Raw genomic sequence first — 25,092 nt, 5'->3', positions numbered from 1 at the left:
GCGACATCGGCGTGCTTATCGCGACCAGCCCCGTCAGACAAGGGTTGCGGCGTCGGAATCGGATTCGGCCATGTCGCCCATGGATACGGTTGACGCCCACAGTAATCGCACACTCCACCGCAAATACACTTGCTGTTTTTAAGTGAATGGCAACGCCGCACCACAACAACGATTAGCCACCTTTCGCCGGCCGTTGAAGGCCTTGAGGAACTACACGATGGACGTCACCGCAACTCTGAGTCTGGGCGATCCACTTGAACCTGCACGCAAGGCTACCGCCGAGATGCTGCAGAACCGCGAGCGCACCTACTCGCTGCCCCAGCCTTTCTACACCGACGAGCGTCTGTTCCAGATCGACATGCAGGAGATCTTCCACAAAGAGTGGCTGATCGCCGGCATGACCTGCGAGATTCCGGCCAAGGGCAACTACCTGACCCTTGAGATCGGCAAGAACCCGATCATCGTGGTGCGCGGCACCGAAGGCAAAGTGCATGCCTTCCACAACGTCTGCCGCCACCGCGGTTCACGCCTGTGCGTGAGCGACAAAGGCAAGGTGGCCAAGCTGGTCTGCCCGTACCACCAGTGGACCTACGAGCTGGACGGCCGCCTGCTGTTCGCCGGCACCGAAATGGGCACTGACTTCGACATGAAGCAGTACGGCCTCAAGCCGGTCAACGTGAAGACCGCTGGTGGCTACATCTTCATCAGCCTGGCGGAGAACCCGCCTGCCATCGACGAGTTCCTGGCCACTCTGGACCACTACATGGAACCGTACGACATGGAGAACACCAAGGTCGCGGTGCAGACCCAACTGTTCGAAAAGGCCAACTGGAAGCTGGTGCTGGAAAACAACCGCGAGTGCTACCACTGCAACGGCTCGCACCCTGAGCTGCTGCAAACCCTGCTGGAGTTCGACGACACCAACGATCCACGCGCCAGCCAGGAATTCAAGGACCAGGTCGCGGCCTGCTCCGCTGCCTGGGAAGCCGAGAAGATCCCTTACCTGCACAAGAGCCATGGCCTGCGTAACCGTATCGTGCGCATGCCGCTGCTCAAGGGCACCGTTTCCATGACCATGGACGGCAAGCCGGCGTGCAAGAAGCTGATGGGCCGCATCCAGAACCCGGACCTCGGCTCAATGCGTATCCTGCACCTGCCGCACGCCTGGAACCACTGCATGGGCGACCACATGATCGTCTTCACCGTGTGGCCGATCAGCGCTCAGGAATCGATGGTCACCACCAAGTGGCTGGTACACAAGGATGCCGTTGAAGGCGTCGACTACGACCCGGCCAACATGCGCAAAGTGTGGGACGCCACCAACGACCAGGACCGCCGTCTGGCCGAAGAGAACCAGCGCGGTATCAACTCCACCGCCTACCAGCCAGGCCCGTACTCCAAGACCTACGAGTTCGGCGTGGTCAACTTCATCGACTGGTACAGCCAGCGCGTGCTGAACAACCTCGGTGCCGAGCCTGCGCCTTATCTGAAGGAAATCAAGGCGCAGTGATGCGCTGACAGCGCGGAAGATCGAATAGCGGCCTAGGCCGCTATTCTACTTTCTACGTAGCGTTGATCCGGCTTCGCTCACGCTTACGCGTGGTGGCGCATTTCCTGTCGAGGCTTCCGGCGCCGGCGATGTAGCACGGGACGCGCTGAACCGCCCTACGGTGTTGAGCTGGATCATCTCGGCTTGCCATGGCTTGCTGAGTGCCATCCTCCAGGCTTCGACTCCTGTGGTCACCAGCGAAATGCTTGTCAGGGCCGTCAGCGCCCAGGTCTGCCAATCATTATCAGGATCGACGGTTCTCATCACCCCCACGGTCAACCCAGCGACAGCCGACGCCGCACTGACGCTCGACAGCACCCAGTCACTGCGCTCAGGCGGTTGCACTAGCGGATTTGGGTACGCCACTTGGCTTCTTCGTGCCGCGGCTATGGACCGTTTGTAGAACGAGCGAAAACGCAGCCCACTGACGAAAAGTCCCAGCGCGTTGGTGAGAATGCTGAGCGCCGGCAGCAGGTAATCTTCGGCTTCACCGCCGGTAGGATCTATGTGATTCACCGGATCACCCAGGCAATAGGCATAGGCGTTGAGCCCTCCCGCGCCGAAAGGACTCAGCCGATCGGCAGAGTGAAAACGCATCAGTTGCGGGCTATAGGCTCGGTGACCATTGCCCAGAAGGTAGGCACCGGCAATGCCATCCAGGCGCTCGGCGCAGAATGCAAGCGTCTGCGCCGGCCGAGAGGCGAGGTGACCGTAAGGTGTGTAGTTGCGTCGCTCGAGCCGCTGCCGCTCAAGCGCCTTGATCAGTTTCATAGGCCAATCCCAAGTGTTTGGGACGAACCATACGCCGACGTCAGGTGGCGGGATATTGACAGAACTATCAGGTCCACGGCCTGAGCACACGCCGTGGACCCGTCAGTACACGTCCTTCATCTGGACGCCTTCAGCGCAAAACCCCCTCCTCGACCAGCAACTTGACGATCGCATCGGCGCCTTCCTGGGCAGTGACATCCTTCATCACCTTGCCACCGCCACCACTGGCCTTGGCCGTGGCGGCCTTCATGCGATCGGCACCGCTCTTGGCCTTGATCACCTTGAGGCGCTTGGGCCGTGGCCGGGCCGGTTGCAGTTGCGCATCGGCCAGCAGTTCGTCGTCCACCACCGCCACGTCCTGGGCCGCCAGTACGCCGCGGCGGGCCGGGCCGAAGGCGCTTTGGCGTGGCGTCGGTGCAGCGTTGTCGACGGTCGCCAGCAACGGCAGACGCACCTTCAGCCGCCGCCGCTGACCGCGTGGCAGGGCTTGCAGCACCTGGGCGGTGCCGTTGTCGATCGACTCGACTTCAGCCAGCCCGACGATCAGCGGCCAGCCGAGCTGTTCGGCCAGCAGGAACGGCAACATCCCTGAGCCTTCGCCGGTCTCGGCCTGGCTGCCGGTGAGCACCAGTTGCGCACCGGCATCGCGCAGGTAATCGCCGAGCACACCGAGCACATCGGCGCCTGCCGGCTGCTCGAGCACATCGAGGTGGTCCAGGCCCATGCCCAGGTAAGCACGCAGGGCTTCTTCGCGGTGATCGCCGGCGTGCACCACCTGCAGGTGTTCGCCGGCCAGTTGCAGGCCCAGCTCCACGGCGCGCGCATCCTGCTCGGCGCGCCGGGTGCGCCCCGAGCTTGGGTGGGCGCCGATTGAAACCAGGCTGATGACTTTCGTACTCATGCTCGTGCCCTCACGCCGCGTCACGCTGGCCGCCGCTGCGGAAGTTTTCCACCGCCTCGATCAGGGCCTGAAGAATTGCCGTGCTGTCGCCAATGATCGACAGGTCGGCACGTTTGATCATGTCGCAGCCCGGGTCCATGTTCACCGCGATCACCTTGTCGCAGGCACCGATGCCCTGCAGGTGCTGAATGGCGCCGGAAATACCGACGGCCATGTACACCCGTGCGGTAACCCAGGTACCGGTGGCACCGACCTGGCGATTACGCGGCATGTGGCCGTCGTCCACCGCCACCCGCGAAGCACCTTCGGTGGCGCCCAGGGCCGCCGTGGCCTTGTGGTACAAGTCCCAGTCCTTGATGCCGTTGCCGCCCGAGACGATGAACTCGGCTTCGGCCATGGCGATGGCTGCCGGGTCGACCGCCACCGAACCGAGGTCTTCGATGCGCGACAGGCTGCGCGCGACCGGCGCCGACAACTCCACCGGCAACGCTTCGTGACGGGTATCGCTGACCGGGTCGGCACATTCCGAGGACGCCAGGATCAGGCGTGCCAACGGCCGGTGCAGGTCTTGCTGACCGGCACCGGCGCGGCCGATGCATTCCTCGTCCTTGACCTGCCACACACGGGTCGCCGGACGCTCGCCCATGGCTGCGGCCAGACGCCGGCCCAACTCGCCGCCACCGGCGCGGCTGTCGGGCAGCAGCCAGTGACGCGGGGCGAACTGGTTGTCCACGGCGCGCAGACCCTGCACCAGCTGCTCGGGGGCGTAGCCTTTGTAGGCATCGCCTTCGATGACCAGCAGGCGGTCGACGCCAGCGGTGTCGAAGGCGCTTTCCTTATGCTCACCGAAGACGATGGCCAGCACTGCCCCGTCCTTGCCGGCCAGGCTGTGGGCAAGGCCCAGCAGGTCTTTGTCGTGGGCGCCGAGACGCCCACCGACCATGTCCGGCACCACGGCGATGTAGAACGCCGGATCGACCACCTGATGCAGCGGCAGCTGCACTTCGGCGGCAGCGCTGCGCCGGCCACCGGCGGCGGTGCCCTGCTGGGCACCGCTGCGGTCGATACGCTTGATGCCGTTGGGGCCCATGAAGCCTGCGGCAATCGCATGGGTGTTCTTGCGCATCAGGCCGTTGGGGCCCATCCAGCTGGTCTGTTGCGTCTGCATCGCTGCGTGCAACGGATGCAGGCGGTTACGGGCAATCCACTCGACACGTGGATCGCGGCGGATGAGGTCGCTCATCAGTGCACCTCCGCAGGTTCACGTTTGGCCGCTGGCGCTTTGGCCGCAGCAGGGGCTGGCTCTTCCAGCAGAACGTCGGCCACCAGTTCGGCAAGATCCTTGATCAGCGGACGCGGTTCGACCACACCTTCGAGCATCGCCGTGCACTGTGGGCAACCGACGGCCACCACCTCCGCTTCGGTGCTGCGGATGTCGTCCATGCGCATGTCGGGAATCCGCTGCTTGCCAGGGATGTCGGTGATCGGCGCGCCGCCACCGCCGCCGCAGCAGCGCGAGCGGAAGCCGGAGCGTTCCATTTCCCGAACCTCGATGCCCAGGGCCTTGAGCACGTCACGCGGGGCTTCGTACTCACCGTTGTAGCGGCCCAGGTAGCACGGGTCGTGATAGGTGACGCTGCCGCCCTTGTGCTGGCCGAGGTTGAGCTTGTTCTGCGCGATCAGCTCGGCGATGTAGGTACTGTGGTGCTGCACCAGGTACTCGCCGCCCAGCGCGCCGTACTCGTTCTTGAGCACATGGAAGCTGTGCGGATCGCAGGTCACGATACGCTTGAAGGCGTATTTGCCGAGGGTCTGGATGTTGCGCTTGGCAAGCAGCTGGAAGGTCGCTTCATCGCCCAGACGACGCGCCACGTCACCGCTGTCGCGTTCTTCCAGGCCGAGCACGGCAAAGTCCACACCCGAGGCCTTGAGCACTTTGACGAACGCACGCAGGGTGCGCTGGTTACGCATGTCGAAGGCACCGTCGCCAACCCAGAACAGCACCTCGGTGCTCTTCACTTCGCTGAGCAGCTTGAGGTTGAGGTCGGCCGCCCAGTTCATCCGCCCGCCGGGGTTGAAGCCGCCGGGGTTGTCGGTGGCGATCAGGTTGTCGAGCACCTCGGCGCCCTTGTTCGGGGTCGCGCCTTTTTCCAGGGTCAGGTGACGGCGCATGTCGACGATGGCATCGACGTGCTCGATCATCATCGGGCATTCCTCGACGCAGGCGCGGCAGGTGGTGCACGACCACAGCGTCTCGGCATCGACCAGGCCGTTGACGATGGGCTGGTGCGGGTGACCGCCGTGCTCGCCGATTGGCTTGCCTGGGTAAGGGCTACCGGCGAACTTGGCATCGGTGCCACCGGCCAGGCCAACGACCATGTCCTGAATCAGTTTTTTCGGGTTCAGCGGCTGGCCGGCCGCGAACGCCGGGCACATGGCCTCGCATTTGCCGCACTGCACGCAGGCATCGAAGCCGAGCAGTTGGTTCCAGGTGAAGTCAGCAGGTTTTTCCACGCCCAGCGGCGCTTTGGGGTCTTCCAGGTCGAGGGGTTTGAGGCCCGTCGAACGGCCACCGCCGAAGCGTTCGCTGCGCCGGTGCCAGGCCAGGTGCAGGGCACCGGCGAAGGCGTGCTTCATCGGCCCGCCCCAGGTCATGCCGAAGAACAACTCGGACACGCCCCACAGCACGCCCAGCCCGAGCACCGCGACCATCACCCAGCCGCCAGTGTTGGCAGGCAGGATGCCGGCCACCGGCAAGGTGGCGATGAAGAAGCTCGCGGCGAATACCAAGAGGCTTTTCGGCAGGCGCATCCACGGCCCTTTGGACAGGCGCGAAGGTGGGTTGAGCCGGCGTTTGAAGACGAAGATGGCACCGCTGAACATGATCACCGTAGCGACCAGCAAGGCGTAGCCGAGAATCTTGTTCTGCAGACCGAAGCCATGCACCAGAATCGCCAGCGCCGCCGACAGGACGAAACCGCCCGCAGTGGCCACGTGGGTATTGGACATGTACTTGTCGCGCTCGACCACGTGGTGCAGATCGACCAGGTAGCGACGCGGCATGGCCAGCAGCCCACCGATCAGATTGACCTTCGACGGACGGCCACGGCGCCACATGCGCACACGGCGCAGCGCGCCGAGCACCGCCAGGGCAAGGGCAGTGAACAGCAGGATGGGTAGAAGGGTGTTCAACATGGCAGGCACCTTTGAGCTGCAAGCTGCAAGCTACGAGCGGCAAGAAGAAGCGGCGTCGCCCCTGCTTCATGCGTGTAGCCTGCAGTCCACCGCTGCGTTACAGAGTCATTGCAAAGCAACTCCTAAAAGCTGAGCTGCAAGCGAAGCCGACACCGGGCGCTTCTGCTTGCAGCTTGCAGCTTGAAGCTTGCCGCTGCCTTAGAAGTCCTTGCACAGACGCAAGGCATCGTAGATCGCGGCATGCACGTTACGCTGAGCCACGCAGTCGCCGATGCGATACAGCAGGTAACCGTCGCCGGCCTGGCTGAGGATCGGCTGCGGCTTGATCGCGAACAGCGCTTCGACGTCGATCTGACCCTTGTTGCGCGAGCCTTCCTTGAGCGAGTAGTACAGCTCTTCGTCGGGACGCACACCGTTCTCGATCACCACCTGGTCGACCACACGCTCTTCCTTGGCGCCGGTGTACTCGTTCTCGAGCACCGCCACCAGCTTGTCGCCTTCGCGGTAAACCTTCTCCAGCATCAGGTCGCCGGTCATGATCACTTCTTTGGGGTACATCGAGCGGTAGTAGGTCGGGAAGGTGGTACCGCCCATCGCGACCCCAGGCTTGATGTCGTCGGTGACGATCTCGACCTGGCTGCCCTTGTCGGCGATGAAGTCCGCCACCGACATACCGGTGAACTCGCAGATGGTGTCGTAGACCAGCACGTTCTTGCCCGGCGCGACCTTGCCGTCGAGCACGTCCCAGCTGCTCACCACCAAGCCTTCATCAGCGCCCCAGTGCTCGTTCTGCTCGACGAACGGATGACCGCCCACTGCCAGCACGATGATGTCCGGACGCAGGTCCTGGATGGTCGCTACGTCGGCAGCGGTGCCCAGGCGCAGATCGACCTTCAGACGGGCGAACTCCAGCTGGTACCAGCGGGTAATACCGGCGATCTGGTCACGCTGCGGCGCCTTGGCTGCGGTGATGATCTGGCCGCCGATCTGTTCTTTCTTCTCGAACACGGTCACGTCGTGGCCACGTTCGGCGGCAACGCGGGCCGCTTCCATACCGGCAGGACCGGCACCGACCACCACCACCTTGCGTTTCGGCCCGGTGGATTTCTCGATGATGTGCGGCACGCCCATGTATTCACGGGAGGTCGCGGCGTTCTGGATGCACAGTACATCCAGACCCTGGTACTGACGGTCGATGCAGTAGTTGGCACCGACGCACTGCTTGATCTGGTCGACCTGGCCCATCTTGATCTTGGCGATCAGGTGCGGGTCGGCCATGTGCGCGCGGGTCATGCCGACCATGTCGACATAGCCACCTTCGAGGATGCGCTGGGCCTGGTTCGGGTCTTTGATGTTCTGCGCGTGCAGCACCGGAACCTTGACCACTTCCTTGATGCCGGCTGCCAGGTGCAGGAACGGCTCAGGCGGGTAGCTCATGTTCGGGATGACGTTGGCCAGGGTGTTGTGGGTGTCGCAACCCGAGCCGATCACGCCGAAGAAGTCGACCATGCCGGTGGCATCGTAGTACGCGGCGATCTGCTTCATGTCCTCGTGGCTGAGGCCATCGGGGTGGAACTCGTCACCACAGATACGCATGCCCACGCAGAAGTCGTCACCGACCTCGGCGCGCACGGCCTTGAGCACTTCCAGGCCGAACTTCATGCGCCCTTCGAAGCTGCCGCCCCATTCGTCGGTACGCTTGTTGACCCGTGGGCTCCAGAACTGGTCGATCATGTGCTGGTGCACGGCCGACAGTTCGACGCCATCCAGGCCACCTTCTTTCGCCCGGCGCGCGGCCTGGGCGTAGTTACCGATGACCCGCCAGATCTCTTCGACCTCGATGGTCTTGCAGGTGGCGCGGTGCACGGGTTCACGGATACCGGACGGCGACATCAGGGTCGGCCAGTTGAAGCCGTCCCAACGCGAGCGACGGCCCATGTGGGTAATCTGGATCATGATCTTGGCGCCATGCTTGTGCATGGCGTCAGCCAGATTCTGGAAGTGCGGGATGATGCGGTCGGTCGACAGGTTGACCGAAGCCCACCATTCCTGCGGGCTGTCGATGGCGACCACCGACGAGCCACCGCAGATCGCCATGCCAATACCGCCCTTGGCCTTCTCTTCGTAGTACTTGACGTAACGATCGGTGGTCATCCCGCCGTCGGTGGCATACACCTCGGCGTGAGCGGTACTGAGCACACGGTTACGGATGGTCAGTTTGCCGATTTGAATCGGCTGGAACATTGCTTCGAAGGCCATGACGGTTTCTCCGGCTTACAACGGCTTTGTGACGAACAGGCCATCTTCGTGGCCTTCTTCGGATCCGCCGTAGACCTGTTCGGCCACGGTGCGGATGTTGCTGCCACGGGCAGCGAGGATCTGGTCCATGGCACCGGCGAACCAGCCAGTGAACATGTAATCGACCTTGCGGCCGCACTTGCCATACACGTAGACGAAGGCAGAGTGCTTGAGCTTGACTTCGCAGGTGCCTTTGTCGAGGTCGATGGCCTGGATTTCGAACAGGCCCCAGCCGCGCTGGCTCAGGCGCTTCATGTAATGCTCGAACACCGCGACGCCTTCCAGGCCATGGCACTCGGCTTCTTTTTCACACCAGTGCCAGGCGGACTTGTAGCCGGCCTTGTAGAGAATCTCGGCGTACTTGTCGGCGCCCAGCACTTCTTCGATACCGATGTGGTTGTTGACGAAGAAGTGACGCGGCACGTACAGCATCGGCAAGGCGTCGCTGGTCCAGACACCGGTCTCGCTGTCGACTTCGATTGGCAATTGCGGGGCGATCTTGGCCATGGAAACTCAACTCCAGAAATTTTTATTGGGATGCAAAAGCCGGTGGGGCTTTTGGTGTTGATCAGGTGGCGGTGGGGTGGGCCTGCTTTGCAGGCCATCGCGACTTGCGTCGCTCCTACAGAGGTGTGTAGGAGCGGACGGTCCGCCGCTGCGGTTCACCCGCAATGGGCGGCAAAGCCGCCCCAATACGCCCTTACTCCCCCCACACATCCTTCAGAACGTTCACCCAGTTCTCACCCATGATCTTGCGCACCACGCGCTCGGAGTGGCCGCGCTTGAGCAGGGTTTCGGTGAGGTTGGGGAACTCGCCCACGGTGCGGATGCCCAGCGGGTTGATGATCTTGCCGAAGTTGGTCAGGCGGCGGGCGTAGCCCTTGTCGTGGGTCAGGTACTCGAAGAATTCCTTGCCATGGCCCTGGGTGAAGTCGGTACCGATACCGATCGCGTCTTCACCGACGATGTTCATGGTGTACTCGATGGCTTCGGCGTAGTCGTCGATGGTCGAGTCGATGCCCTTGGCCAGGAACGGCGCGAACATGGTCACGCCGACGAAGCCGCCGTGGTCGGCGATGAACTTCAGCTCTTCATCGGACTTGTTGCGCGGGTGCTCTTTCAGACCCGACGGCAGGCAGTGCGAGTAGCACACCGGCTTCTTCGATTCGAGGATGACTTCTTCGGAAGTCTTGGAACCGACGTGGGACAGGTCGCACATGATGCCGACGCGGTTCATCTCGGCGACGATCTCGCGACCGAAGCCCGACAGCCCGCCGTCACGCTCGTAGCAGCCGGTGCCGACCAGGTTCTGGGTGTTGTAGCACATCTGCACGATGCCAACGCCGAGCTGCTTGAAGATCTCCACGTAGGCGATCTGGTCTTCGAAGGCATGGGCGTTCTGGAAGCCGAAGAGGATGCCGGTCTTGCCCTGCTCCTTGGCCTTGCGGATGTCGGCTGTGGTACGCACGGGGATGACCAGGTCGCTGTTCTCGCGGATCAGCTTCTGGCTGGCGGCGATGCTGTCGACGGTTGCCTTGAAGCCTTCCCAGACCGATACCGTGCAGTTGGCTGCCGTCAGACCGCCTTTGCGCATGTCTTCGAACAGTTCACGGTTCCACTTGGCGATGATCAGGCCGTCAATGATGATGCTGTCGGCGTGAAGTTCGGCTGGGCTCATCAGGCTGTCCCCTTTTATATAGTGAGCTCGCGCCAAACTGTCTGCCGGCGCTTTGGGGCCAGCATATGCCTGTCACTTGCGACGCCCCGATACAAAAACGACAGGGGGTTTGCCGAAAGCGTCAATGCCCGACAAAGGGCGCTCTGGCGCGGCCTGGGGCGATGAGAGCCAGTCTCGATAACGCCGCTGGAGGTCGCTTTTGATGAACATTCGCCGCCATGGGTTTCGCCGCCGCCACCCCTCTGCGAGAATCCCCGGTCGAAGGCCGGGATGGCGTTGGAGAAAGTCGATGAAAGCAATGGTATGGCTGGTTCTACTGGGGGTGATGACAGGCGCCCAGGCCGGCGAAGAAGACAGCACTCCGTGCGACAACGTCGACACCGAGCAACAGACGTACGCCTGCGCCGCATTCAACCGGCAAACCGCCGAGCGTGAATTGAAGTCGGCGTTCGATGACTTGCTGCAGCGCCTGCGCGAGCAGTACCCCAATCAAAGCAGCAAGGTCAGCGACCTCAGCGCCCGCCTGCAAGCCGCGCAAACCCAGTGGATGCAACTGCGCGATGCCGACTGCAAGCTGGAAACCTTCGCCGAGCAACCCGGCAGCAAGGCCTATGAAGCGGCGCTGAACACCTGCCTGGCGCTGCGCAGCGACGACCGCTCGGAATACCTGCAGTCGCTCGCCCAGCAATAACGCCCCTGCCCGCTCGCCGCCGACTCAGGCACCGAGCGCGCTACGCCGCGCCTCGCGCGGGCAGTGGCCAAAGCGGCGCTTGTAGCAGCGGGTGAAATACGACGCCAGTTCGAAGCCGCAGGCCAGGCTGACCTGGGTCACGCTGAGGTCGCTCTGGCTGAGCAACTGGCGCGCCTTGTCGAGGCGGATGTTCAGGTACAGGCCGCTCGGTGTCTGCTTGAGGTGCAGTTGGCACAGCCGCTCCAACTGGCGCCGCGTCACCCCCGCGGCATCGGCCAGGGCCTGGATATCCAGCGGCGTTTCAGTGTGCCTTTCCATCGCGCCAATCACCTGCACCAGCTTCTTGTTGCGCAGCCCGTAGCGGGCGGCGATTTCCATGCGCTGGTGATCCTGGCGCGGACGAATCCGACCAAGCACGAACTGCTCTGACACCTGCACGGCCAGGTCGCTGCCGTGGGCCTGGGCGATCAGGTCGAGCATCAGGTCGATCGAGGCCGTACCACCGGCGCAGGTGATACGCCGGCGGTCGATCTCGAACAGCTCCTGGGTCGGCTGCAAGCGCGGATAGCGCTCCTTGAATGCCTCCAACGCTTCCCAGTGCACGGTGGCGCGGTAGCCGTCGAGCAGGCCGGCTTCGGCCAGAAGCATCGCCCCGGTATCGATACCGCCCAACACCACCCCGGCATGGTCGAGGCGGCGCAGCGCCTGTTGCAGCGCTGGGGTGAAACTGCGCAGCGGCTCGAAGCCTGCGACCACCAGCAGCAACCGCGCCGACTCGCCCTGCCCCAGCGCCTGTTCGGCATTCACCGACATGCCGCTGCTGGCCTGCACCGCGCCACCATCGAGGCTGAGCACCCGCCAGCGGTACAGCTCGCCACGAAAGCGGTTGGCCACCCGCAGCGGCTCGATGGCGCTGATAAAGCCCATGGCCGAGAAGCCCGGCACTAACAGCAAGTCGATGATTTCAGCCATCACGGCCTCCGCGACGCAGCTGGTCGCTCCAGTGCAAATGTTGGTCGCCAGGGTGCGATTTCCCCGCCAGCGGCCAGCGTAGCGTGTATTCACGGTCCACAGAGGCCGAACTACAAGAATTCAGCCCTGCCGATGGAGAGCCACCATGCCTCGCCCGATCAGCCGCAGTCTGTTGTCCCTTGCCGTGAGCACCCTGCTCGTTACCCCGCTGTACGCCGCCGAACCCGCCGTGTGCAAGAACGTGCGCCTGGGCGTGGTCAACTGGACCGACGTCATCGCCACCAGCGCCATGGCCAACGTTCTGCTCGATGACCTGGGCTACAGCACCAAGCAGACCAGCGCCTCGCAGCAGATCATCTTCGCCGGCATCCGCGACCAGCGCCTGGACATGTTCCTGGGCTACTGGAACCCGATCATGACCCAGACCATCACCCCGTTCGTCGATGCCGGGCAGGTCAAGGTGCTGGAAAAACCCAGCCTGGAAGACGCCCGCGCCACCCTCGCCGTGCCCCAGTACCTGGCCGACAAGGGCCTGAAAACCTTCGCCGATATCCACAAGTTCGAGAAGGAACTGGGCGGCAAGATCTACGGCATCGAGCCAGGCTCCGGCGCCAATACCCAGATCAAGGCAATGATCGACAAGAACCAGTTCGGCCTGGGCAAGTTCCAGCTGGTCGAATCCAGCGAGGCCGGCATGCTCGCTGCCGTCGACCGCGCGGTACGGCGCAACGAGCCGGTGGTGTTCTTCGGCTGGAAGCCGCACCCGATGAACGTCAACGTCAAGGGCGGCATGGTCTACCTGTCAGGCAGCGAAGACGCCCTTGGCCCGGACGAAGGCCGCGCCACGGTGTGGACCGTCACCGCCCCCGACTACGCCCAGCGCTGCCCTAATGCCTACCGCCTGCTGAGCAACCTGACCTTCAGCGCCGAGGATGAGAGCCGCATGATGCAGCCGCTGCTCGAGCGCAAGAATCCCCTCGAATCGGCCCGCCAGTGGCTCAAGGATCACCCTCAGGACAAAGCCCGCTGGCTCGAAGGCGTGACCACCTTCGATGGCAAGCCGGCGACCTGAATTCACCCTTCGGCAACGACGCGACTACCGCTCTTACCCCGCCCCATCAGGACACCTCCATGAACCACGACATCATCCTCACCTGCGCCCTGACCGGCGCGGGCGACACCGCGAGCAAGAGTCATCTGGTACCCGTGACCCCCGAACAGATCGCCGCCGCTGCCGTGGAGGCGGCCAAGGCCGGCGCCACGGTGGTCCACTGCCACGTGCGCGACCCGCAGACCGGGCGTTTCAGCCGCGATGTGGCGCTGTACCGCGAAGTGATGGAACGCATCCGCGAGGCCGATGTGGACATCATCGTCAACCTCACTGCCGGCATGGGCGGCGACCTGGAAATCGGCCCAGGGGAAACACCGATGGAATTCGGCGCCGGCACCGATCTGATCGGCCCGCTGGAGCGCCTGGCCCATGTCGAAGCGCTGCTGCCGGAAATCTGCACCCTCGACTGCGGCACGCTCAACTTCGGCGACGGCAACTCGATCTACGTGTCCACCCCGGCGCAACTGCGCGCGGGCGCCAAGCGCATCACCGAGCTTGGGGTGAAGGCCGAGCTGGAAATCTTCGACACCGGGCATTTGTGGTTCGCCAAGCAGATGATCAAGGAAGGCCTGCTGCATGACCCGCTGTTCCAACTGTGCCTGGGCATTCCCTGGGGGGCGCCTGCCGACACCGCGACCATGAAGGCGATGGTCGACAACCTGCCTACCGGCGCCACCTGGGCAGGCTTCGGCATCGGCCGCATGCAGATGCCCATGGCCGCCCAGGCAGTGCTGCTCGGCGGCAACGTGCGGGTGGGGCTGGAAGACAACCTGTACCTGGACCGCGGCGTGCTGGCCAGCAACGGCCAGTTGGTGGAGCGCGCCGTAGAGATCATCAGCCGCCTCGGCGCCCGCGTGCTCACCCCTGCTGAAGGCCGCCAGAAGATGAACTTGAAGGCCCACAGCTCCGTGTAGGAGCGCCGGACCGTCCGCTCCTATAGACCCACACCCCCGAGGATTCGTTATGCCCTTCATCACCCACATCAAAACCTTCGCCGCACTGGGTAGCGGCGTGATCGGCAGCGGCTGGGTCGCCCGCGCTCTGGCCCATGGCCTGGACGTAATCGCCTGGGACCCAGCCCCCGGCGCCGAGCAGGCCCTGCGCCAACGCGTGGCAAACGCCTGGCCAGCGCTGGAAAAACAAGGCCTGGCAGCTGGCGCTGCGCAACACCGTCTGAGCTTCGTAAGCTCCATCGAGGAATGCGTGCGCGACGCCGACTTCATCCAGGAAAGCGCCCCGGAACGCCTCGATCTGAAGCTCGACCTGCACGCAAAAATCAGCGCCGCCGCCAAGCCCGACGCGATCATCGCCAGCAGCACGTCCGGGCTGCTGCCGAGCGAGTTCTACGAGTCGTCCAGCCACCCCGAGCGCTGCGTGGTCGGCCATCCGTTCAACCCGGTGTACCTGTTGCCGCTAGTGGAAATCGTCGGCGGCCAGCGCACCGCGCCCGAGGCCATCGAGGCGGCGAAAGGCATCTACACCGAGCTGGGCATGCGCCCGCTGCATGTGCGCAAGGAAGTCCCCGGCTTCATCGCCGATCGTCTGCTCGAAGCGCTCTGGCGCGAGGCGCTGCACTTGGTCAACGACGGAGTCGCAACCACCGGTGAAATCGACGACGCGATCCGCTTCGGCGCCGGCCTGCGCTGGTCGTTCATGGGCACCTTCCTCACCTACACCCTGGCCGGTGGCGATGCCGGCATGCGCCATTTCATGCAGCAGTTCGGCCCGGCACTGAAGCTGCCGTGGACCTATCTGCCGGCGCCGGAACTGACCGAGCGGTTGATCGACGAGGTGGTCGACGGCACCGCAGCGCAAGTGGGCGAACGCAGCATCGCCGAGCTCGAACGCTACCGCGACGACACCTTGCTGGCCGTGCTGGAGGCGATCGGCACCAGCAAGGCCAGGCACGGCATGACCTTCAGCGAATGAGGAACACTCGATGCCCGCACTGATCACCTACCGCACCGAGGTTCAGGCCGACTGGGTCGACTACAACGGTCACCTGCGCGATGCCTACTACCTGCTGATCTTCAGCTACGCCACCGACGCCCTGATGGAGCGCATCGGCCTGGACGCCGACAGCCGCGGGCAGAGCGGCCACTCGCTGTTCACCCTGGAAGCGCACATCAACTACCTGCACGAAGTGAAGCTCGGCACCGAGGTGTGGGTGGAAACGCAAATCGTCGGCTTCGATCACAAACGCGTGCAGGTCTACCACAGCCTGCACCGCGCAGGCTTCGACGAGGCGCTGGCGGCCAGCGAGCAGATGCTCTTGCATGTGCAACTGACCGGGCCGAAAGCGGCGCCGTTCGAGGCGCACAGCGTCAATGCGTTGCAGGCGCTGGAAGGCGGACAACACGACGCGCCGCACCCGGTTCACAGGGCCCGCGCGCTCGCCTTGCCGGACCGGCGCTAACCGCTTGCCACTTGCCACTTGCCGCTAAAAAAATAACCCCGGAAAGCCGTGAGCATCCGGGGCCAAGAGCGAGCATCCACTGTGTGCGAAGGCGGGTGACCAAACCCGCCGGAAACCGTGAATGGGTTCAGTGTGCTGATTTGCGTGAGGGGGCAGTTAGCCGTAAACGACCTGTTCTTAGCCAAAGCTGCCACGCACGCATTCTGCCCTTGCTGTGCTCCCGGGCAGGTCACAGAATCGGCTCACCGCTCACTGCCAGAGGACGACACCCATGATGCATACCGACTTGATCGACCAGGACGACCTGCTCGGCCACCTGCGCGCACTGGGCTTCAGCATTCCCGCCGACGCCACGGCCGACGAGGCCTGCGCCAAAGCCGTTGGCGGATTGAACGAACCCAACGCCCGCGCACTGCGCGGCATGGTCGAGGACATGTACAAGGGTGGCGCGACCATCCTGCCAGCGGTGCGCCAGGCCATAGACAAACAATTGCTGCCCGCCCTGGCGCAATTTCAGCAGCGCGGCTGAGGCTGTCGAGTGTGGCGCCGACACGTGTGTGAGCGGCGCCTGCAGGTGTTCGTGGCGAATCGCGGTAGCGGCGGGCCGTCCGCTCCCACAGGGTACTGAGCAGCGCTCAAACCCCTGTGCAGGCGCAGCGTTCTGCCCGCGCTGTCAGAGCCTCACGCTGGCAAAGGTCGACTCGTTGCGCGCTTGGCTCAGCGCCGCCATTGGCCCGCTGTGCGGGGACAACACCATGGCCTGAGGAATCGGCATCATCGCCACCTGCTGGGTGGTGTTGGAGCCGACGCGCTCGTCACGCGGCGGAATGCCGAAGTATTCGCGGTAGCACTTGGAGAAGTGCGGGGTGGAAACGAAACCGCATACCGAGGCCACTTCGATGATCGACATCGGCGTCTGCTTGAGCAACTGTCGGGCGCGGATCAGGCGCAGCTTCAGGTAGTAGCGCGACGGCGAGCAATGCAGGTACTTCTGGAACAGCCGTTCGAGCTGACGACGCGACACCGACACGTACACCGCCAGTTCGTCGAGGTCGATCGGCTCTTCCAGGTTGGCTTCCATCAGCGCGACGATTTCCTGCAACTTCGGCTGGTTGGTGCCGAGCATGTGCTTGAGCGGCACGCGCTGGTGATCCTGTTCGTTACGAATACGCTCGTAGACGAACATTTCCGAGATCGCCGCCGACAGTTCACGGCCGTGATCGCGACTGATCAGGTGCAGCATCATGTCCAGCGGCGCGGTGCCACCCGAGCTGGTAAAACGGTTACGGTCGAGAGTGAACAGGCGCGTGCTCATGTTGACCCGCGGGAAGGCCTCTTGCATCGAAGCCAGACATTCCCAGTGCACGCTGCAATCGAAGCCGTCGAGCAAACCGGCACAGGCCAGCGCCCAGCTGCCGGTGCACACCGCACCCAGGCGGCGCGACTGGCGGGCCTGGGCCTGCAGCCAGGTGACGTGCTCGCGTGTGACGGTGCGTTGGATGCCGACGCCACCACAGACAATCACCGTATCCATCGTCGGCGCGGCATGCATGGCCGCATCCGGGGTGATCTGCAGGCCATCGCTGGCCCACACCTGGCCGCCATCGAGGGTCAGGGTGTGCCAGCGATACAGTTCACGGCCCGACAGCTGGTTGGCCATGCGCAGCGGCTCGACCGCCGAGGCCAGGGAAATGAGGGTGAAGTTGTCCAGCAGGAGAAACCCGATGGATTGGGGTGTTGTGCGGTTCTGGGACTGGGTCCCGGAGGTGGACGACGACATCGTGATTCTCCTCACACAAATACAGGGTGTGCCTCAGGCGGGCACTGTTTCTTGTAATGGCCCCGGTTCGTTTGCGGGGCTTTTGCCAATTGCAACGCAATTGGCATGCCTGTTTTGGATGTTCGTTCAACAAAGCCCAAAAACGACCTCAACGTCAGTCAATATGGACTTTTCTTATAAGCTTGTAAGAAAAGGTAAAGCAGCGTCCTAGCGCGTTTGCTTCTATGCACTGAGCATTTCGGTAGCACTCGTGGGAAACATGTCCAGAAACGACATCATCGAGTGTCACCGGCCAGTGCGCCGGCAGCGGTAACAGATACCGGCCGGCGCGTTACTGGCGTGTTCCAGATTGGGGCAATCAGACCCGTTTGGCGTCAAATCCGGGCATCAGCATTCGATGGCGCTGACGGCCAGGCCGCCGCGAGAGGTCTCTTTGTACTTGTCGTGCATGTCGGCGCCGGTGTCACGCATGGTGCGGATCACCTGGTCGAGGGAAATGAAGTGTTCGCCGTCGCCGCGCAAGGCCATTTGCACGGCGTTGATCGCCTTCACCGCAGCGATGGCGTTGCGCTCGATGCACGGCACCTGAACCAGACCACCGACCGGGTCGCAGGTCAGGCCGAGGTTATGTTCCAGGGCAATCTCGGCCGCATTCTCGACTTGCGGCGGGGTGCCGCCAAGGATGTCTGCCAGACCCGCAGCGGCCATCGCGCAGGCAGAACCGACCTCGCCCTGGCAACCGACTTCGGCACCGGAAATCGACGCATTCTTCTTGCACAGGATGCCCACCGCAGCGGCGGCCAGCAGGTAGTCGACCACGTTGCTTTCGTCGACCACGTCGGAGAAGCGCATGTAGTAATGCAGCACCGCCGGAATGATGCCCGCCGCGCCGTTGGTGGGCGCCGTGACCATGCGCCCGCCAGCGGCGTTCTCTTCATTGACCGCCAGGGCGAACAGGTTGACCCACTCCATGGCGCTCATGGTCGAGCCGATGACGTTGGGCTTGCCGATTTCCTGCAGGTTGCGGTGCAGCTTGGCCGCACGGCGGCGCACGTTGAGCCCGCCAGGCAGCGTGCCTTCGTACTTCAGGCCGTTGTTCACGCATTCCTGCATGGCGCGCCAGAGTTTCAGCAGGCCGGCGCGGATGTCTGCCTCGCTGCGCCAGGTCAGCTCGTTGGCCATCATCAATTGCGACACGCGCATGTCGTTTTTCTTGCACAGCTCGAGCAGCTCGGCGGCACTGTTGAAATCGTACGGCAGCACCGTCTGGTCGGCGTCAAGCACACCGCTTGCAGCCTGCGCGGCATCGACCACGAAGCCACCGCCAACCGAGTAGTAGGTGTCTTCATGCAGCAGATCACCGTCCTGGGCGTAGGCGACCAGGGTCATGGCGTTGGGGTGGTAGGGCAGGTTCTCGTCGAGCAGCAGCATGTCGCGCTCCCAGCGGAACTCGATGGGCAGGCGACCATCGAGCTGCAGGGTGTTGGTTTCCCGCAGTTCGCTGATGCGTGGGCCGATCAGGGTCGGGTCGATCTGGTCGGGCCATTCGCCCATCAGGCCCATGATGGTGGCGTTGTCGGTGCCGTGGCCGACGCCGGTGGCCGACAGCGAGCCATACAGGCGCACCTCGATCCGGCTGACCTGCTCCAGCTCGTTGCGTTCGCGCAGACCCTGCACGAACAGCGCGCCGGCGCGCATGGGGCCGACGGTGTGGGAGCTGGACGGCCCCACACCAATCTTGAACAGGTCGAACACGCTGATGGCCATTGTCGAATCACCTCTTGATGGGCTTGTCTGCACGCGTCGTTGCGTGCCGTGATGCGTCCGCCAGGCTGCGGCCGACCACTGTGAATGCGCGCATCATCGGGCTTTTGTCCTACAGTTCGCCGTCTGCAACGGACGTACTTTTGTCAACCAGCGCCCCGGCAACACGCCGTTGCAAGCCCCTGGCACGGGCGTTTTCAAAGCGCCGGATGCCGCAAAACCGGCGCTCGGCGGGCAGAACAATCTCTAAGCGACATTGCACATACTGGATACGACCTGTGCTGCACTGGATACGACCCTGGCAGTAGGCGAATGCCGAACGCTGGAGGATTATCGAAAGCGACTCGTATTGCACGGCCCCGCAACCTGCCCTCTGCAGGCCTGGACGATCGAAGCCCGAAGAAGGCTCGGCGACCCCGCGAACCCGAAGACAAAATTAATGGAGTCCACCCATGAAAGCCTCACCCTCGCTGTTGCTGGCCGCGTTGTTAGCCACACCGCTGCTGGCCCAGGCCGCCGAACCCGAACAGTGCCAGACGGTACGCTTTTCGGACGTAGGCTGGACTGACATCACCGTCACCACCGCTGTCACCAGCGCCGTTCTCGAAGCCTTGGGCTACAAGACCAAGACCACGATGATTTCGGTACCCGTCACCTACAAATCCCTCGCTTCCGGCAAAGACCTCGACGTATTCCTCGGCAACTGGATGCCGACCATGGAAAACGACATCAAGGCCTATCGCGATGCCGGCACCGTCGAAACCCTGCGTCCCAACCTGGAAAACGCCAAGTACACCCTCGCCGTCTCGCAGTCGCTGTACGACAAGGGTCTCAAGGACTTTTCCGATATCGCCAAATTCAAGAACGAGCTGGGCGCCAAGCTGTATGGCATCGAACCTGGCAACGACGGCAACCGCACCATCCAGAGCATGATCGACAAGAACGCCTTCGGCCTGAAGGACGCCGGCTTCAAGCTGGTGCAATCCAGCGAAGCGGGCATGCTGACGGCCGTCGAACGAGCCAAGCGGCAGAACGAAGGCGTGGTGTTCCTTGGCTGGGAACCGCACCCGATGAACAAGCGCTTCCAGATGCAGTATCTGACTGGCGGCGACGACTTCTTCGGCCCTGACTTCGGCAAGGCCACCGTCTATACCAATACCCGCAAGGGCTATGCACAGGAGTGCAGCAACGTCGGGCAACTGTTGAAGAACCTGTCGTTCACCCTGGACATGGAAAGCACGCTGATGGGCAAGGTGCTGGACGACAAGATGAAACCCAGCGCCGCTGCGCAAGCGTGGCTGAAGAACAACCCTCAAGTACTCGACACCTGGCTGGCCGGGGTGACGACCGTCGATGGCAAACCGGGGCTGGAGGCGGCCAAGGCCAAGCTGACGCAATAACGAAAGTCGCAATAGCAGGCGGTCTGCCCAGGCCGCCAGGCACTACCGCGGGGCGGGACCGTGCCCTCCCCGGACTGATTTCAATCTTTGCAGGTGGAAGCTCGCTATCATGCTCATCGATCAGAAAATACCGCTAGGCCAGTACATGGCAACCTTCGTCGAGTGGCTGACGCAAATCGGCGCCAACTATTTCGACGCTATCGCCAAAGGCCTGGAATTCATGATTTACGGGGTCACCAGCGCCCTGACCTGGTTCAACCCTTTCGTGCTCATCGCTATCTTCGCCGCGCTCGCGCACCTGATTCAGCGCCGGGTCGCCCTCACCGTCTTCGTTGCCCTCTCGTTCCTGCTGATCCTCAACCTGGGGTACTGGCAGGAAACCATGGAGACCCTCGCCCAGGTCACCTTCGCCACCGTGGTGTGTGTCGCCATCGGCGTACCGCTGGGTATCGTCGCTGCGCACAAACCGATGTTCTACACCGCCCTGCGCCCGGTCCTCGACCTGATGCAGACCGTGCCGACCTTCGTCTACCTGATCCCCACCCTGACCCTGTTCGGTCTGGGCGTGGTACCGGGGCTGATCTCTACCGTGGTGTTCGCCATCGCCGCGCCGATCCGCCTGACCTACCTGGGCATCTGCGACGTGCCGCAGGAACTGATGGACGCCGGCAAGGCCTTCGGCTGCTCGCGCCGTCAACTGCTGACCCGCATCGAACTGCCCCACGCCATGCCAAGCATCGCGGCCGGCGTGACCCAATGCATCATGCTGTCGCTGTCGATGGTAGTGATTGCCGCGCTGGTCGGTGCCGACGGCCTCGGCAAGCCGGTGGTCAACGCGCTGAACACCGCCGACATTTCCCTGGGCTTCGAAGCGGGCCTGGCGATCGTCCTGCTGGCGATCATGCTCGACCGTATCTGCAAGCAACCGGAGCTGCCGGCTAGGAGTGAAGCATGAGCATCATTCGATTCGAAGACGTCGACGTCATCTTCTCCAACAAGCCGCGCGAAGCGCTGTCGCTGCTCGACCAGGGCAAGACCCGCGAACAGATTCTCAAGCAGACGGGCCTTGTGGTCGGTGTCGAAAAAGCCAACCTGGATATCAACAAGGGCGAGATCTGCGTACTGATGGGCCTGTCCGGCTCGGGCAAGTCGAGCCTGCTGCGCTGCATCAACGGCCTCAACACCGTCAGCCGCGGCAAGCTGTTCGTCGAGCATGAAGGCAACCACATCGACATCGCCCACTGCTCGGCTGCCGAGCTGAAGATGATGCGCACCAAGCGTATCGCCATGGTGTTCCAGAAGTTCGCCCTGATGCCGTGGCTGACCGTGCGCGAGAACATCAGCTTCGGCCTGGAAATGCAGGGCCGCCCCGAGAAGGACCGGCGCAAGCTGGTCGATGAAAAGCTCGAGCTGGTGGGCCTGACGCAGTGGCGCAACAAGAAGCCCGACGAGCTCTCCGGCGGCATGCAGCAGCGTGTGGGCCTGGCCCGGGCGCTGGCGATGGACGCCGACATCCTGCTGATGGACGAACCGTTCTCGGCCCTCGACCCGCTGATCCGCCAGGGCCTGCAAGACGAGCTGCTGGAGCTGCAACGCAAGCTCAACAAGACCATCGTCTTCGTCAGCCACGACCTGGACGAAGCGCTCAAGCTCGGCACGCGGATCGCCATCATGAAAGACGGGCGGATCATCCAGTACAGCAAGCCGGAAGAGATCGTGCTCAATCCGGCCGACGAATACGTGCGTACCTTCGTCGCCCACACCAACCCGCTCAACGTGCTGTGCGGCCGCAGCCTGATGCGCACCGTCGATCAGTGCAAACGCATCAACGGCTCGGTGTGCCTCGACCCTGGCGAAGATGCCTGGCTCGACTTGGGTGAAGGCGGCTCGCTGCAACGCGCCCGCCAAGGCCAGAATGGCCTGGACATGCAGCACTGGGCACCGGGGCAGGATGTCGAAACCCTCGGCCGCCGCCCGACCGTGGTGCACGCCGACATCGGCATGCGCGAAGCCCTGCAGATCCGTTACCACACGGGTAACAAGCTGGTCCTGCAAGACAACGACCGCGTGGTGGGGATTCTCGGGGATACCGAGCTGTATCACGCGCTGCTGGGCAAGAACCACGGTTGATCTTCATGACCTGAAGAGCTTCGCGGCCTACGCCGCTCCTACAGCCCATGTAGGAGCGGTCGGTCCGCCGCTGCGGTTAGCCGCGATAGGGCCGCAAAGCGGCCCCCCACCTCGCCTCCCCCCGGTAACATCCCGTAACCCCCACGCCCTCCCCCCCAATCCCCGCGAACACCGCGAACTAGAGCGGCTGCCACCAAGCAGCTCTCCGACACAAATTTTTATATAAATTTCTTGAAACTCAATAACTTACGAATAGATCACGAAACGTTCTCATTTTCACTAACATCCCGGCCGACTTCCTGACTTACGAAGGATTGGCCTGCAATGAACCCTCCCGCTTTACCCCTCGGTCTGCTCGCTGTTGCCCTCTTCACCCCCCTCGCCCACGCCACGGACGCCGACGCCCAAAAGCCGCCAGACAAGGCCGTCGCTGAACTGGAAATGTCGTTCATCACCGCCAGTGGCAGCGGCACCGACCTGCGCGATGCGCCGGCCAGCGTCAGCGTCATTACCCGTGAAGAGATCGAGCGCCAGCCAGTGCATGACCTCAATGCCCTGTTGCGCCGCCTGCCCGGTGTCACAGGCGGGTTCGGGCCGGTGGGCGAGCAATCGAAAATCAAGCTGCGCGGGCTGGACGACAAGTACACGCTGATTCTGGTGGACGGCAAGCGCATGGGCAGTTCAGCCGATACCCACTACCGCCGCGACCTCGGGCGCCAGGACCTGAACTGGATTTCGCCCAACATGATCGAGCGCATCGAGGTGGTGCGCGGCCCGATGTCCTCGCTGTATGGCTCGGATGCCATGGGCGGGGTGATCAATATCATCACGCGCAAGGTGTCACGCACCTGGAGTGGCTCGCTGGAGGCCAATGCCACAGTCCCGCAGAACTCCGATCGCGGACAGACCCAGCAGACCAGCGTCAACCTCTCGGGGCCGCTCAGTGAATCGATCGGCCTGCGCCTGGGCGGCAACGTCACTCGCCGCGCCAGCGATGAGGTACGACCGCGGCTGGACGCGCTGGGCGAGCCGCTGCCCAACGATGGCGCCGGCGGCGCGAAAGACCGTAGCGCCAACGCCTTGCTCGACTGGCGTGTGAATCAGGACCACAGCGTCTCGTTCGAGGTCAGCCAGGGGGTCGAACAGGCCTGGGCGTCGGATATGCCTGAGTCGCAGATCAGCGCGTTCGGGGCCGGGCAGTTGACCCGCGAAAGCTACTCGACCTCCTACAACGGTGACCTGGGGTTCGCTACGGCACGGGTCGATGCCTACCTGAACCGCTTCAAGAACAAGATCAGCGCAGAAAAAGCCGACTCTGAGGAAAAGATCGTCGAGGGCAGCCTGACGATGCCCCTGGAGTGGCAGTTCAACCAGCGCCTGACCGTGGGCAGCCAATGGATGCGCGAGTCGCTGACCAACACCCGAACCCTCGGCACCGTGCCCGTCGACTACCAGGGCCAGCCGGTTGCAGGTTCCAGCTACCAACGCACCACCTGGGCCGCGTTCATCGAGAACGAGATATTCCTGCTCGATAACCTTTCACTGACGCTGGGCAATCGTTTCGATCACAACGACACCTATGGCAATCACCACAGCCCGCGGGCCTATGTGGTCTACCACCCGCACCCTGACTGGACGCTTCGCGGCGGCATTTCAAAAGGCTTTCGTGCACCCAATCTGAAGGAGGGCAGCGCGGGCGCAGCCACGTTTTCGAAAGGTCGCGGCTGCACATCGTTGCAGCCGTTGGGTTATGTCACGGGCGGTTGCTGGATGGCCGGCAACCCCAACCTGCGTCCGGAAACCAGCATCAGCAAGGAAATGGGCGTGGCCTATGACTTCGACGACTGGCAGGCAGGCCTGACCTACTTCCACACCGACTTCCGGAACAAGATCGAGTACGCGCCCAAAGGGTTCCATGAAGGCCGCTGGTGGACCGTGCTGGAGAACGCCGAGAAGGCTCGCACCCGGGGCTGGGAAGGCTCGTTCAGCGTGCCGGTGATCGCTGATCGCGTGACCTGGCGCAGCAATGCCACCTACCTGCTGGAAAGCCGCAACCTTTCCACCGGCAAAGACCTGATCAGCGCCCCGAAGCTGTCGCTGTACAGCGCCCTCGACTGGCAGATCAACCAGCGTTTCAACGCCGAACTGGCCGCGCAGCACGTCGGCAAGCAGCGCGGAGTGGCCACCGACTTCATCAAGTCATACACCACCTATGACCTGGCCGGCGTGTGGACGGCCAGCGACTGGCTGACGGTCAAGGCCGGTATCCAGAACCTGCTCGATGAAGACGCGCGAGACGGCGCCACGCGGTTTTATGTACCGGGCCGGGCCTACTTCGTGGGGGCAACGACGCAGTTCTGAACGCCGAAAGCCGGCCCGTGCCGGGTGGCACGGGCTTGGGCTGTAGTGGCAGGAGGTGCAAGGCGGTAGACGCAG

At 63.3% G+C, this 25,092-nt stretch carries 21 protein-coding genes; 11 read left to right on the top strand and 10 right to left on the bottom strand.

The genetic code is table 11. The annotated features are described in order from the left end of the window. Positions 1–217 precede the first annotated feature (217 nt). The gene (gene gbcA / locus H618_RS0101875) at positions 218–1,510 is read left to right on the top strand and encodes a glycine-betaine demethylase subunit GbcA (protein WP_028693443.1); all 1,293 of its coding nucleotides are present in this window, start codon (positions 218–220) and stop codon (positions 1,508–1,510) included. A 45-nt stretch (positions 1,511–1,555) separates the two neighbouring features. Here the strand turns inward: gbcA and H618_RS23310 are convergent, their stop codons facing one another. The 7 genes from H618_RS23310 to H618_RS0101840 all read right to left on the bottom strand — a co-directional run bounded on the left by H618_RS23310 (position 1,556) and on the right by H618_RS0101840 (position 10,392). Beyond that, complete coding sequence (locus H618_RS23310) at positions 1,556–2,320, bottom strand: RHS repeat-associated core domain-containing protein (RefSeq protein ID WP_081673680.1); 765 nt, start codon at positions 2,318–2,320, stop codon at positions 1,556–1,558. A 130-nt stretch (positions 2,321–2,450) separates the two neighbouring features. After that, a complete protein-coding gene (gene etfB / locus H618_RS0101865; protein ID WP_028693441.1) occupies positions 2,451–3,221 on the bottom strand; it encodes an electron transfer flavoprotein subunit beta in 771 nt (256 codons plus the stop codon). A 10-nt stretch (positions 3,222–3,231) separates the two neighbouring features. Then, on the bottom strand, positions 3,232–4,464 hold the full coding sequence (gene etfA, locus H618_RS0101860; protein WP_028693440.1) for an electron transfer flavoprotein subunit alpha: 1,233 nt from the start codon (positions 4,462–4,464) through the stop codon (positions 3,232–3,234). Beyond that, positions 4,464–6,416, bottom strand: coding sequence for a dimethylglycine demethylation protein DgcB (gene dgcB, locus H618_RS0101855; protein ID WP_028693439.1), 1,953 nt, complete (start codon positions 6,414–6,416; stop codon positions 4,464–4,466). The genes etfA and dgcB overlap by 1 nt, the downstream gene beginning before the upstream one ends. Before the next feature lie 198 nt (positions 6,417–6,614). Beyond that, complete coding sequence (gene dgcA / locus H618_RS0101850) at positions 6,615–8,675, bottom strand: dimethylglycine demethylation protein DgcA (RefSeq protein WP_028693438.1); 2,061 nt, start codon at positions 8,673–8,675, stop codon at positions 6,615–6,617. 15 nt (positions 8,676–8,690) lie between these two features. Continuing rightward, positions 8,691–9,221, bottom strand: coding sequence for a DUF5943 domain-containing protein (locus H618_RS0101845; RefSeq protein WP_028693437.1), 531 nt, complete (start codon positions 9,219–9,221; stop codon positions 8,691–8,693). Positions 9,222–9,414: 193 nt separating this feature from the next. Continuing rightward, positions 9,415–10,392: a dipeptidase gene (locus tag H618_RS0101840; protein ID WP_028693436.1), complete on the bottom strand. Its 978-nt coding sequence runs from the start codon at positions 10,390–10,392 to the stop codon at positions 9,415–9,417. A 289-nt stretch (positions 10,393–10,681) separates the two neighbouring features. On the opposite strand from H618_RS0101840, the gene H618_RS0101835 reads away from it, so the two are divergent. Beyond that, positions 10,682–11,083 (top strand): lysozyme inhibitor LprI family protein, encoded by a 402-nt coding sequence (locus H618_RS0101835; RefSeq protein WP_028693435.1) that lies wholly within the window; start codon positions 10,682–10,684, stop codon positions 11,081–11,083. A 24-nt stretch (positions 11,084–11,107) separates the two neighbouring features. Here the strand turns inward: H618_RS0101835 and H618_RS0101830 are convergent, their stop codons facing one another. After that, positions 11,108–12,055, bottom strand: coding sequence for a GlxA family transcriptional regulator (locus H618_RS0101830; protein WP_028693434.1), 948 nt, complete (start codon positions 12,053–12,055; stop codon positions 11,108–11,110). A gap of 145 nt (positions 12,056–12,200) precedes the next feature. On the opposite strand from H618_RS0101830, the gene choX reads away from it, so the two are divergent. The 5 genes from choX to H618_RS0101805 all read left to right on the top strand — a co-directional run bounded on the left by choX (position 12,201) and on the right by H618_RS0101805 (position 16,111). Next, a complete protein-coding gene (gene choX / locus H618_RS0101825; protein ID WP_028693433.1) occupies positions 12,201–13,127 on the top strand; it encodes a choline ABC transporter substrate-binding protein in 927 nt (308 codons plus the stop codon). A gap of 59 nt (positions 13,128–13,186) precedes the next feature. Then, positions 13,187–14,080 (top strand): 3-dehydrocarnitine:acetyl-CoA trimethylamine transferase CdhC, encoded by an 894-nt coding sequence (cdhC, locus tag H618_RS0101820; RefSeq protein ID WP_028693432.1) that lies wholly within the window; start codon positions 13,187–13,189, stop codon positions 14,078–14,080. Positions 14,081–14,129: 49 nt separating this feature from the next. Continuing rightward, positions 14,130–15,095: an L-carnitine dehydrogenase gene (locus H618_RS0101815; RefSeq protein WP_028693431.1), complete on the top strand. Its 966-nt coding sequence runs from the start codon at positions 14,130–14,132 to the stop codon at positions 15,093–15,095. A 10-nt stretch (positions 15,096–15,105) separates the two neighbouring features. Continuing rightward, entirely contained in the window at positions 15,106–15,582 is a 477-nt protein-coding gene (locus tag H618_RS0101810) for a thioesterase family protein (protein ID WP_028693430.1), read from the top strand. A gap of 271 nt (positions 15,583–15,853) precedes the next feature. Continuing rightward, positions 15,854–16,111: a hypothetical protein gene (locus H618_RS0101805; RefSeq protein WP_028693429.1), complete on the top strand. Its 258-nt coding sequence runs from the start codon at positions 15,854–15,856 to the stop codon at positions 16,109–16,111. Between the two features lie 144 nt (positions 16,112–16,255). Here H618_RS0101805 and gbdR read toward each other — a convergent pair whose 3' ends face one another. Next, on the bottom strand, positions 16,256–17,362 hold the full coding sequence (gene gbdR, locus H618_RS0101800) for a choline metabolism transcriptional regulator GbdR (protein ID WP_028693428.1): 1,107 nt from the start codon (positions 17,360–17,362) through the stop codon (positions 16,256–16,258). A 387-nt stretch (positions 17,363–17,749) separates the two neighbouring features. Further along, on the bottom strand, positions 17,750–19,129 hold the full coding sequence (locus tag H618_RS0101795; protein WP_028693427.1) for an L-serine ammonia-lyase: 1,380 nt from the start codon (positions 19,127–19,129) through the stop codon (positions 17,750–17,752). Between the two features lie 449 nt (positions 19,130–19,578). Between H618_RS0101795 and H618_RS0101790 the strand changes: the two genes are divergently transcribed. The 4 genes from H618_RS0101790 (at position 19,579) to H618_RS0101775 (ending at position 25,017) form a co-directional block, all read left to right on the top strand. After that, positions 19,579–20,526 carry a choline ABC transporter substrate-binding protein gene (locus H618_RS0101790; protein WP_028693426.1) on the top strand — a complete coding sequence of 316 codons (948 nt, stop codon included), beginning with the start codon at positions 19,579–19,581 and terminating at the stop codon, positions 20,524–20,526. A 106-nt stretch (positions 20,527–20,632) separates the two neighbouring features. Then, positions 20,633–21,481 (top strand): choline ABC transporter permease subunit, encoded by an 849-nt coding sequence (gene choW / locus H618_RS0101785; protein ID WP_211232348.1) that lies wholly within the window; start codon positions 20,633–20,635, stop codon positions 21,479–21,481. Continuing rightward, positions 21,478–22,656, top strand: a complete 1,179-nt coding sequence (gene choV / locus H618_RS0101780) for a choline ABC transporter ATP-binding protein (protein ID WP_028693424.1) — start codon at positions 21,478–21,480, stop codon at positions 22,654–22,656. Before choW ends, choV begins: the two co-directional genes overlap by 4 nt. Before the next feature lie 324 nt (positions 22,657–22,980). Beyond that, positions 22,981–25,017, top strand: coding sequence for a TonB-dependent receptor domain-containing protein (locus H618_RS0101775; protein WP_028693423.1), 2,037 nt, complete (start codon positions 22,981–22,983; stop codon positions 25,015–25,017). The last annotated feature ends 75 nt before the right edge of the window (positions 25,018–25,092 follow it).

This window comes from Pseudomonas cremoricolorata DSM 17059 = NBRC 16634 (genome assembly GCF_000425745.1).
In the GTDB taxonomy this organism is placed as follows: Bacteria; Pseudomonadota; Gammaproteobacteria; order Pseudomonadales; family Pseudomonadaceae; genus Aquipseudomonas; species Aquipseudomonas cremoricolorata.
This window is presented reverse-complemented; position numbering and strand designations above follow the sequence as displayed.